The sequence below is a fragment of the Mycobacterium sp. E2462 genome, assembly GCF_001672685.1.
Classification (GTDB): Bacteria; Actinomycetota; Actinomycetes; order Mycobacteriales; family Mycobacteriaceae; genus Mycobacterium.
In genome coordinates this window covers 1-10,738 of the sequence record NZ_LZKC01000439.1, presented here as the reverse complement: position 1 = coordinate 10,738, position 10,738 = coordinate 1, and the positions used below count along the sequence as shown (strand labels likewise).

Genomic DNA, 10,738 nt, shown 5'->3' with positions numbered 1-10,738 from the left:
TCGCCGACCCGCAGGACCGTGACCGGCGGCTCGCCAACGCCCGCGGCGTCCTCGCCGACCGGTTTCCCGGGGCGCAGACCATCGACGTCCCCATGCAGTCGCGGTGCTGGCGCGCGGATCGGATCGCCCGCGGCGGCTAAGCGCGGCGCTTGCCCGCGGCGCGCGTCGATGCCGTAGACAGCGAGAGGTTAAGCGCGTAACTTCGGCCGCATCCCTCGACGAGGAGGTCAGGCATGTCGGTGCAAGCTGTGCTGGACGAGGTGCGCAACCGCCGCGGCACCGGGGACGTCATCCCGGTCTTCGACCCGGCGACCGAGGAACAGATCACCGAATTCGCCGACTGCGGCGCGGACGCCGTCGACGAGGCGGTCGCGCGTGCGAAGGCGAGCGCCGAGTCCGGGGTGTGGTCGGGCAAACCCGACTACGAACGAGCCAAGATCCTATGGCGCATGGCCGATTTGATCGACGAGAACGCCGAGCTGCTGGCCGAGCTGGAGATGCTCAACGCCGGCATGTATCCGGCCCAGGCCAAGATGCAGGTGGCCGTCGGCTCGGAGTGGTTCCGCTACTACGCCGGCTGGTGCACCAAGATCGACGGCATCGCCCGCGACGTCAACACCGGCGGCCTCACCGGTGTCGACTCGCACCTGCACACCTATACGCTGCGCGAGCCCTATGGCGTGGTCGGATTGATCTTCCCGTGGAACGGGCCGGTGTTCAATTTCTGCGCGAAGTTGGCTCCGTCGTTGGCCGCGGGCTGCAACAGCGTCGTCAAACCCGCTGAGGAGACGCCCCTTTCGGCGTCGGTCCTGATGCGGTTGCTGGCCGAGGCGGGGGTGCCCGACGGGGTGGCGAACCTGGTCAACGGCTATGGACATACGGTCGGTGCGGCCATCACCGCGCACCCCGACGTCGAGAAGGTCGCGTTCACCGGCTCCACCGAAGTCGGCCGGGCGATCGTGCACGCCGCGGCCGACAGCAACCTCAACAAGGTCACCCTGGAGCTCGGTGGCAAGTCCCCGGTGTTGATCTTCGACGACGCGAGCGTCAAGAAGGCCCTGACGCTGGCGGCGTTCGGCGCGTTCGTGCACTCGGGGCAGGCCTGCGTGTGCGGGTCGCGAATCTTCGCGCACCGCAGCGTCTATGACCGTGTGGTCGAGGGCATGACGGCGATTGCCGACGCCATGAAAATGGGCGCTCCCCACGAGGAAGGCACCATGAGCGGCCCGCTGATCAGTCGAAAGCAGCTCGACCGGGTGCTCGGCTACCTCGAGCAGGGCAGGGCCGAGGGCGCCGAATTCGTCACCGGCGGTTACCGATTGGACCGCAAGGGGTTCTTCGTGCACCCGACGGTGGTGACCAACGTGGACCCGGACTCCAGCCGGCTTTTCCAGGAGGAGATCTTCGGCCCCGTCGTGACGATCCTGCCGTTCGACGACGAGGACGAAGCCGTCGCGTTGGCCAACAACAGCTCCTACGGGCTGGCAGCGACCGTGTGGACCAAGGACCTCGGCCGCGCCCACCGGTTGGCCAAGCGGATCAAGGCCGGGACCGTGGGCCTCAACTGCCAGTTCCAGTACGACCACTCCATGCCGTTCGGCGGATACAAGCAGTCCGGCTGGGGCCACGAATCCGGCAAGGCCGGGCTCGAGACCTACCTGCAGACCAAGATCGTCTGGGCGCAGCTGTAGCGGGCCTACGCCTGCGGCCCCTCCGAGGGCGGCCAGTGCGTGCCCGGTGAAGCATCGCCCGGCAGCTCGTAGTCCCCGCGGGACAACGGCACCCACCGCTCGCTGGGGGCGGGCTGCTTCGACGACGGGAAGTCGCGCAGGCTGCCCGTCGGCTTGGCGTCCCACTTGGCGAAGGTCAACGGCGTCTGCAGCCAGGCGTGCAGCAGGTTGTACGCGGCCTCCAGCGATTGGATGTGGGTGCGCTCCCACCCGTGGCTGCCGTCGAGTCCGAAACCGACCAGCGCCGCGCGGGTGTTGGCGCCCGCCTCGATGGCCGCCGCGGCGTCCGACCGGTAATAGCGAAAAACGTCGCGCGCGAACGGGATTCCGCACTCCTGCGCGAGCCGGCACAGTTTGCGGGTCAGGTGATAGTCGAACGGTCCGTGCATGTCGGCCATCGGGATCGTCACGCCGTCCTCGAGGGAATGCTGGCCGGGCGCGCACACCGCGTTGTCCACCGACACCAGCTCGGCGACGTCGGCGGGCAGGCCGTGGCTGGCCCCGTGGCCGACCTCCTCGGTGATGGTGACCATGATCGTGGTGCGGTGCGGCAGCAGCACCTTGTTCTCGGCGAAGTTCTTGGCCAGCGTGAGCGCGATGGCCACGCCCGCCTTGCCGTCCAGGTGGCGCGAGACGATGAAGCCGTCGGCCGTGAGCTCCGGACTGGTGATCAGCGCGACGAAGTCGCCGACCTGCAGGCCCAGCCGGACGAGGTCCTCCCGGGAGGACACCTTGCGGTCGATGCGTACCTCGACGTGCTCCCAGCCCGTGGGTTGGGTGTCGATTTCGTCGCCGAACGCGTGCCCGCTGGCCTTCAGCGGCAGCACGGTGCCGGTGATGAACTCGTCGGGGTCGTCGATGAAGATGCGCACGCGGGCCCCCGCGGCGAAGCGCGCCGAGAAGGTACCGACCGGCACCAGCTCGAGGCGGCCGTTGTCCTTGAGCTCGCGCACCATGCAGCCGATGGTGTCCGAATGGACCACCACCGCCCGGTCGGTGGTCCGCGACTCGCCGGCCAATTCGGCGGTCAGCGCGCCGCGCCGGGTCAGCGTGAACGGCACCCCGAAGTCGTCGAAGATGTCGCCGATCAACTGCATCACCGCGTCCGTGCGCCCCGACGGGCTCGGGGTCTGCAACAGCGCGAGCAGCGTGTCGATCATCCACGCGCGGTCGGCCTCGGCCATGGCCGCGGTTGGGCCCACGTCATCTCCTCTCGGGTCGTCGAAACCGCGTTCAACCTACCGTGTAGCCGACCGCGACCGGTCGGCCCGGGTTCTCGCGGCGCGGCGGTCTCACCTGTTCGCGATGGGGGAACGTCCCCGGTTACGACTGTGCAGCCGGCGCCGGGGCGGCGCAACCGCGCCCGCCGGTCAGGACTCGAGTTCTAGGATGCGCTCGGCGAGCGCGAGGATGCGCTGGGCGTCGCGCACGTGCAGGCTCTCGATCATGCGGCCGTCGACGGTGATGACACTGGTGCCCGCCGCCCGCGCCTCGTCGTAGGCGGCGACGACCTTGCGTGCGTGGGCGAGTTCCTGCTCCGAGGGGCCGAAGACCGCGTTGGCGGGGCCCACTTGGGACGGGTGGATCAGGGTTTTGCCGTCGAACCCCATCTCCCGGCCCTGCCGGGCCTCGGCGCGAAACCCCGCTTCGTCGGTGATGTCGTTGAACACCCCGTCCAGCACGGCCTTGCCCGCCGCCCGCGCCCCCAGCACGGCCAGCGACAGCGCGGCGGCGATCGGCGCCCGGCCCGGCACGTGCAGGCCGTGCAGGTCGTTGACCAGGTCGTTGGTGCCGATGACCAGCGCGGCGAGCCGCTCGCTGGCCGATGCGATCTCCTCGGCACGCAGAAACGACTTGGGCGTTTCGATCATCACCCACAGGTGCAAGGACTCCGGTGCGCCCAGGGCGTCGAGGGACGCGGCCAACGCCCGGACCTGTTCGCCGCCTTCGACCTTCGGCACCAGCACGCCGTGCGCTGCCGAACCGGCCACCGCCGCCAGGTCGTCCTCGTGCCACTCGGTGCCCAGGCCGTTGATGCGCACGACGACCTCGCGGGGCGCATAGCTGCCGGTGCGGACCGCCTCGCACACCGCGGCCCGCGACTCGGCCTTGGCGTCCGGTCCCACCGCGTCTTCGAGGTCGAACACCAGCACGTCGGCGGGCAGGCTCTGCCCCTTCTCCAGCGCCCGCGGCTTGTTGCCGGGCAGGTAGAGGGCCGATCGGCGGGGGCGCAGGCTCGGTGTCATGAAGTGTGCTTTCTCCTCGTGGCGTCGAGACCGACGTTATCGTGGTGCCGTTTCGGGCCGGGCCGCGCTAGCGTCGATCTCGACGGCCGCGGGGCCGCAACGCGCAGGAAGGGGAATCGATGTCATCGTCCGGAACGGCACGCAGCGAGGGCGACAGCTGGGACCTGGCCTCGAGCGTCGGTGCGACGGCCACCATGGTGGCGGCGTCGCGGGCGCTGGCCTCGCGGCAGCCGGAGCCGCTGCTCGACGACCGGTTCGCCGAGCCGCTGGTGCGCGCGGTGGGTCACCCATTCTTCACGCGGATGCTCGACGGGCAGGTCCCCCTCGACAGTGACGACATGCCGATGACGCTGCGGCAGCGGTCCGAGCAGATGACGGTGCGGACCCGTTTCTTCGACGACTTCTTCGGCGCCGCGACGGCCGACGGCGTGCGCCAAGCCGTCATCCTGGCCGCCGGGCTCGACGCGCGCGCCTACCGACTGGCCTGGCCGCAGGGCACGGTGGTGTTCGAGGTCGACCAGCCCGAGGTGATCGCCTTCAAGACCGAGACCCTGGCCGGGATCGGCGCCGAGCCGACCGCGCAGCGGCGCACCGTGAGCATCGACTTGCGCGACGACTGGCCGCAGGCCCTGCGGGACAACGGTTTTGACGATACGGCGGCCACCGCCTGGATCGCCGAAGGCCTGCTCCCCTACCTGCCGCCCGAGGCCCAGGACCGGCTGCTCAACAGCATCACCGCGCTCAGCGCGCCCGGCAGCCGGCTGGCCACCGAAAACATCACCGACATGGGCGTTTTCACCGACGAACGCGCCCGGTCGATGCGCGCGGCCTGGCGGGACCACGGCCTCGACGTCGACGTGGCCGAACTGGTGTGGTTGGGCGCCCGTCCGCCCGCCGCCGATCACCTGAGCGCCACCGGCTGGCGCGTCACCCAGTTCCCCACCGAGCAGTTGTATGACCGCTACGGATTCGTGTTGCCGGACAACGAGATTCTGGCTTCCTTCCGGCGGGCGATCAGCTATCTGACCGCCGAACTGCAAGGTTAGCGCTTGGATTCCCGCCAGCCCCGCTCGAACGGGAGGCGCCACGCGTTCGGCGCGATGAGCTGGTGAATCGCGTTGGGGCCCCAGGTGCCCGGCTGGTAGAGCTTGGCCGGGGGCGGGTCCTCGAGCAGCTGTTCTGAACGCTCCCAAAGGGATTCGATGCCCTCGGCGGTGTTGAACAGCGTGTGATCGCCGCGCATCGCGTCGAGGATCAGCCGTTCGTAGGCCTCCAGGACGTCGACCACGGTGTCGATCTCCTGCGAGGAGAACTGCATCGACAGCTTGTCCAGCTTCATTCCCGGGCCGGGGCGTTTGCCGTAGAACGACAACGACACCTTCGAGTTGTCGGCCAGGTCGAAGGTCAGGTGGTCCGGGCCCTGCGTCCCCACGCCCGAACCCGGCGGGAACATGGTGCGGGGAGCCTCCTTGAAGGCGATCGAGATCACCCGGATTCCCTCGGCCATCTTCTTACCGGTGCGCAGGTAGATGGGCACCCCGGCCCAGCGCCAGTTGTCGATGCCGACCTTGAGCGCGATGAACGTCTCGGTGTCGGAATCCCTTGCCACGCCGTTCTCTTCGCGGTAACCGTAGTACTGCCCGCGCACCACGTCGGAGGGCTTGATGGGCAGCATGGAGCGGAAGACCTTGTTCTTCTCCTCGCTGATGGCGAACGGCTCGAGCGCCGTCGGGGGCTCCATCACCACGAACGCCATCACCTGGAACAGGTGGGTGACCACCATGTCCTTGTACGCGCCGGTCTCCTCGTAGAAGTTGGCGCGTTGGTCCAGCCCGAGGGCTTCGGGGATGTCGATCTGGATGTGGTCGATGAAGTTGCGATTCCAAATCGGCTCGAACAGGCCGTTGGCGAATCGGAACGCCAGGATGTTCTGCGCGGCCTCCTTGCCCAGGAAGTGGTCGATCCGGAAGATCTGGGATTCCTCGAAGGTTTCGTGCACGAAATCGTTGAGGGCGACCGCGCTGGACAGGTCCGTCCCGAACGGCTTCTCCATGACCACCCGCGACCGTTCGACCAGCTTCGCGTCGCGCAGCATGGTGATGACGTCGCGCGCCGCCTTCGGCGGCACCGACAGGTAATGCAGGCGGCGCACGTTGTCGCCGCCGAGATTCTCCTCGGCTTGGGCGACCGCATCCGCCAGCGCCTGAGGTCCGGCGCCCTGTGGCACGTAGGTGACGATTTTCTCGAAGTTGGCCCATTGTTCGGGCGTCAGCTTGTGGGTGCCGAAGTCGTCGATCGCCTTCTTGGCCAGGTCGCGGAAGTCGTCGTCGCTGAGGTCTTCCAGCGAGGTGGCGACGATCTGGATGTCGGGGGCGAGCTCGGACTGGTCCAGGTAAGCCAGGCCGGGCAGCAGCTTGCGCTTGGCCAGGTCACCCGTGGCGCCGAAGAGGACGATGACGTGCGGGTCGAGCGGGTCGGCCTGGTGGCGGTGCGGGCGTCGGTCGGGAGCCGGGTACGAGATGGTCTGCGGTTTCTGGGTGGCCACCTCTGCGATACTTCCATTGCCGCGCCGCTATGTCTCGTCGTTCGGCGTCTCGCCGTTCCGCACGGCGGGTGCACTGCGACGTCCGTCGCAATCCGATTACCCGCGTTGCGGCGGGGTATGGGATGGCGGCGGATTTCAGCGGTGGGATCCGTGCCCTTGCCACTCCAGGAAGGCGATATGACAAAACCCGACGAAGACCCCGTGAGCCGCGCTCAGCAGCTGGAGAACATTGTCGACGAACTCGAGGAGAAGGTCGCCGACGACCGGGAGGCCGCGGACGTGCCGGGCAAGCCCAGCGAGCGCGAGAACACCGCCACCCGCGGCTCGGAGAACGAGCCGCCGGACTGAGGCCGCTCAGGCGTTGTGCAGGGTGACGGTGTGCGCCTTGAGCGCCGCCAGCGCGTCGGGCGTCGGCCATTCGGTGGCGCGGTACCTCACCGGGTTGAGCCCGACCACGGGCAGGATGCCCACCACGTCGACCACGGTGGCGAACGGTACCGAGAACGTGTCGGAGACGTTGGCCGGGTCGCCGGCCAGGAACGTCACGTAGTCCGTCTGCGGCAACTCCCACGGAATGCCCTGCCCCCAGACCGCGGTGGTCCGCATCCCCCAGGACGTCTCGACGATGCGCGCCGCGCCGACGTACTGCGGGAACATCTCGCGCTCGTAGTGCTCCCGAAGAAACTCGGTCTGCTGCCGATATTCGTTGGCGGCCAAGATCGTTCGTGCCCGCAGCGCCAGGTCACGTAGCGGGTGCGGGCCGGCTTGGTCGAACGGCACGATGGTGCTGCCCTCGAAGGTGTAGCCCTGTGGGGAGATCGGCACGGAGGCGTCCCGGTACATCTGCTCGGCGATCGAGAACAGCTCCGGGGCCACGTCGGGGGCGTCGGTGCCCAGGAGCAACGCGCCGTCGCCGGGGAAGAACACCAGGGGTCGCGGGCCGCCGGGGACGGACAGGGAGCCCAGCCAGCCGGTGGCCAGGATCATCGAATCGATGTAGGAGCTGCCGTCGGCGTCCCGCAACAGGAACCTTTCGCCCGGCGCGAACGTCTGTTGGCGGGCGGTGAGGTTCTCCCGGGCGACGGCGAACGCCTGCTCGCCGCTGATCCCCCACGCGGTGGTCTCCTGCGGGGTGACCATGGCGCGCGCGTCCGGCAGGTCCACCACCACCAACTCGCTGATGAACGGCAATACCTGGCGCACCCAGGGCTGTGCCTCGTTGTTGACCAGGTGGTTGACGTAGCTCTGCGGCCGCAGCACCGGGCGCAGCAGCGGCTGCGCCTCTGCCCACTCCAGCGGCGGTTCGGCCGGTTCGTCGCTTGGGATGTCCACCATGAGTGCTTCCTGGGAATTGATGAGCGAACACCGGCACGTTACACCCCGGCGGTCGCCGCGAGCCGTCGTTTGGTCGCAACCCGCCGGGCGCCGCGGGCGCGGCGGTCGCGGGCCCGGCCTACCCGGGGGCGGTGGTGGCACCGGGCAGAACGGTGGGGCTGCGAAAGGCCTTGAGGTGCAACGCTATCGGCGGCTGAGCGGGCGCTCAGGCGTGGTCGCGTACCGCGTCGATCGCGCGGTAAATGCGCTGTTCGCTGACCGGGCGGGGCGTGCCCAGCTGTTGTGCCCACAAGCTCACCCGCAACTCCTCGATCTGTCGTCCGATGTCGCGCACCTCCGCGGCCGCCCTGCGCGCCGCGGGCAGGGTCGCGAGCAGTTCGGCGTAGGCGTCCTGCACGGCCCGCACCCGCTGCAGGCGTTCGCGGTCGGCCTGTAGCCCGTGCGGCAGCCGGTCGAGGCGGCGGCCGACCGCGGTCAGGTAGCGGGTGAGGTCGGTGAGACCGCCGACACCCGTGGCGGTGACGAAACCGGTTGGCAACAGCCGATCGAGCTGGGCGCGGATGTCGGCGATCGCCTCCTGCTGGTCGGGCGGCGCCTGTGCGGGCAGCGCGAGGCGGACCCGCTGTGCGGCCGCCAACACGTCTTCGACGCGTCCCAAAACCTGGACGGTCTGCGGCACCAGGGCCGTCGCGACCCTGTCGCGAAGCGCGGCGAAGCCGGCGCGGGTCCACGCGGGTTCTGGCACCAACGCGTCCACCGCGGCGTCGGCGCAGTCCTCGATGAGCGCCGACAGCGACCCGTCGGGGTTGCCGCCCAGCCCCAGCCGGGTGCGCGGGGACAGTTGGCGCTCAACGGCTTTCACGGGTGACGGCAGGCTGAGCCGCAACAGCCGCCGCGTGCCGGGTCCCATCGCCCGGGCCTGCTCGGCCGGCGTCGCGAACACCCGCAGCTCGACGGAAGACCCGGCGTCGACGAGGGCGGGGTACCCCCGCACCGTGCGCCCGTCGATCGTGCGCTCGACCGCACGGGGCAGCTCGTCGACGTCGTCCGGCCACCCGCGCAGGCCCGTGCGCTCCAGCTCAGCCGCCACCGCCTGCGCGACGGCCCGGCGGGCCGGCGTGGTGAGCCGCTCCTGCAGCGCCGCCAGGTCCTTGCCGCGGTCGACCTCCGTGCCGTCGGTGGCCTCGACGGCGAACGTCACCCGCAGATGCGGCGGCAGCTTGTCGAGTCCGAACGCCTCGAGGGGAACGACAACCCCTGTGCGGCGGCGCAATTCGCGCTGCAGCGCCGGCAGCAGGGGTTCGCCCGCCGGGTCGATGTGGGCCAGCACGGCGCGGGCGGTGTCGGGGGCCGGGACGAAGTTGCGGCGCAGATCCTTGGGCAGCGAGCGGATCAGCGCGGTGACCAGTTCCTCGCGCAGGGCCGGCACCTGCCAGGCGAATTCGTCGCCGCCGAGGCGCGCCAGCACGTCGATCGGCACGTGCACCGTGACACCGTCGTCCGCGGCGCCGGGTTCGAACCGGTAGGTCAAGGGCAGCGCGACGTCGCCGGCCTGCCAGGCGTCCGGCCGTTCGGCGTCCGCGGTGTCGGGCGAGCGCAGCAGGTCCTCGCGCGTGAAGGTCAGCAGGTCGGGGGTGCGGTGGCGCTGCTTTTTCCACCATGCGTCGAAGTGCCGGGCGGAGACCACGTCGGCGGGGATGCGGGCGTCGTAGAGCGCGAAGATCTCCTCGTCGCCGACGAGCAGGTCGCGGCGGCGGGCCCGCTCCTCGAGCTCCTCCACCTCGGCCCGCAGGCGCGCGTTGTCACCGAAGAAGTGGTGCCGGGTCTGCCACTGCCCCTCGACGAGCGCATGCCGGATGAACAGTTCGCGCGCCACCACCGGGTCGACGCCGGCGTAGCCGACGCGGCGGCGCGCCACCAGCGGCAGGCCGTAGAGGGTGACCCGCTCGTACGCCATGACCTCGCCGCGCTTGGCGTCCCAATGCGGTTCGCTGTAGCTGCGTTGCACCAGTTCGCCCGCGATCCGCTCGACGGCCTCGGGCTGGATGCGCGCCGCGGTCCGGCCGTACAGGCGGCTGGTCTCGACCAGCTCGGCCACCACGACCCAGCGCGGCGGCCGCTTGCTCAGCGCCGACCCGGGCGCCAGGACGAAGCGCGAGTTGCGGGCGCCCAGGTAATCCCGGTCGTCCTCGCGGCGCATCCCGATGTGGGAGAGCAGGCCGGCGAGCACCGCCGCGTGGACGCGGCCCGGGTCGGCCGGTTCGCCGGTCTCCTCGACGACGCCCAGATCGCGGGCCACGCTGCGCAGCTGCCCCACCAGATCCTGCCACTCCCGCACGCGCAGGTAATGCAGGAACTCCTCGCGGCACATCCGACGAAAAGCGTTGCCCGACAATGCTCTACGCTGGTCACGCAAATACCGCCACAGGTTGAGGTAGGACAGGAAATCCGAATGCTCGTCGGTGAAGCGGGCGTGCTTTTGGCGGGCGGCCTCTTCCCGGTCGTGTGGACGCTCACGCGGGTCGGGGATCGTCAGCGCCGCGGCCAGCACCAGCACCTCGCGCACGCACCCCTCGGATTGGGCCTGCAGAATCATCCGGCCGAGCCGCGGGTCGACGGGCAGCCGCGCCAGGCGGCGGCCGAGGTCGGTGATCGCCCCGCCGGCGTCGAAGGCCCCGAGTTCCTGCAGCAACTGCACGCCGTCCCGGACGCTGCGCCGGTCCGGTGGGTCGAGGAAGGGAAAGAGCTCGACGTCCCCCAGCTGCAAGGCCGCCATCTGCAGCAGCACGGCCGCGAGGTTGGTGCGCAGGATCTCGGGGTCGGTGTAGCGCGGTCGGGCGGCGAAGTCGTCCTCCGCGTACAGCCGGATGCACACCCCCGGG

At 70.0% G+C, this 10,738-nt stretch carries 8 protein-coding genes and 1 pseudogene; 4 read left to right on the top strand and 5 right to left on the bottom strand.

Annotated elements, in window-relative coordinates; all coding sequences use genetic code 11:
* Positions 1-140, top strand: a pseudogene (locus A5714_RS22545) (SAM-dependent methyltransferase); the annotation flags it as partial.
* 93 nt (positions 141-233) lie between these two features.
* The gene (locus tag A5714_RS22540) at positions 234-1,691 is read left to right on the top strand and encodes an aldehyde dehydrogenase (protein WP_068289061.1); all 1,458 of its coding nucleotides are present in this window, start codon (positions 234-236) and stop codon (positions 1,689-1,691) included.
* 5 nt (positions 1,692-1,696) lie between these two features.
* Here A5714_RS22540 and A5714_RS22535 read toward each other — a convergent pair whose 3' ends face one another.
* Complete coding sequence (locus A5714_RS22535) at positions 1,697-2,932, bottom strand: osmoprotectant NAGGN system M42 family peptidase (RefSeq protein WP_068074173.1); 1,236 nt, start codon at positions 2,930-2,932, stop codon at positions 1,697-1,699.
* A 168-nt stretch (positions 2,933-3,100) separates the two neighbouring features.
* Complete coding sequence (locus A5714_RS22530) at positions 3,101-3,976, bottom strand: CoA ester lyase (RefSeq protein WP_068289059.1); 876 nt, start codon at positions 3,974-3,976, stop codon at positions 3,101-3,103.
* Between the two features lie 119 nt (positions 3,977-4,095).
* Here A5714_RS22530 and A5714_RS22525 point away from each other — a divergent pair, with 119 nt between their 5' ends.
* The gene (locus A5714_RS22525) at positions 4,096-5,022 is read left to right on the top strand and encodes a class I SAM-dependent methyltransferase (protein ID WP_068289056.1); all 927 of its coding nucleotides are present in this window, start codon (positions 4,096-4,098) and stop codon (positions 5,020-5,022) included.
* Here A5714_RS22525 and zwf read toward each other — a convergent pair.
* Positions 5,019-6,521, bottom strand: a complete 1,503-nt coding sequence (zwf, locus tag A5714_RS22520) for a glucose-6-phosphate dehydrogenase (RefSeq protein ID WP_068289052.1) — start codon at positions 6,519-6,521, stop codon at positions 5,019-5,021. The genes A5714_RS22525 and zwf overlap by 4 nt on opposite strands.
* Positions 6,522-6,698: 177 nt before the next feature.
* Here zwf and A5714_RS26765 point away from each other — a divergent pair, with 177 nt between their 5' ends.
* A complete protein-coding gene (locus A5714_RS26765) occupies positions 6,699-6,869 on the top strand; it encodes a hypothetical protein (protein ID WP_197502938.1) in 171 nt (56 codons plus the stop codon).
* 6 nt (positions 6,870-6,875) lie between these two features.
* Here the strand turns inward: A5714_RS26765 and A5714_RS22515 are convergent, their stop codons facing one another.
* The gene (locus A5714_RS22515; RefSeq protein ID WP_156747452.1) at positions 6,876-7,856 is read right to left on the bottom strand and encodes a hypothetical protein; all 981 of its coding nucleotides are present in this window, start codon (positions 7,854-7,856) and stop codon (positions 6,876-6,878) included.
* 205 nt (positions 7,857-8,061) lie between these two features.
* Positions 8,062-10,738, bottom strand: a 2,677-nt coding sequence (gene hrpA, locus A5714_RS22510; RefSeq protein WP_068289064.1) for an ATP-dependent RNA helicase HrpA, incomplete at its 5' end; no start/stop codon positions are given.

What these genes read in the sequence shown, in the direction of transcription:
- A5714_RS22515 (WP_156747452.1), bottom strand. Translation starts at nt 7,856, where the DNA reads ATGGTGGACATCCCAAGCGACGAACCGGCCGAACCGCCGCTGGAGTGG.
- A5714_RS22540 (WP_068289061.1), top strand. Translation starts at nt 234, where the DNA reads ATGTCGGTGCAAGCTGTGCTGGACGAGGTGCGCAACCGCCGCGGCACC.
- A5714_RS22530 (WP_068289059.1), bottom strand. Translation starts at nt 3,976, where the DNA reads ATGACACCGAGCCTGCGCCCCCGCCGATCGGCCCTCTACCTGCCCGGC.
- A5714_RS22525 (WP_068289056.1), top strand. Translation starts at nt 4,096, where the DNA reads ATGTCATCGTCCGGAACGGCACGCAGCGAGGGCGACAGCTGGGACCTG.
- A5714_RS26765 (WP_197502938.1), top strand. Translation starts at nt 6,699, where the DNA reads ATGACAAAACCCGACGAAGACCCCGTGAGCCGCGCTCAGCAGCTGGAG.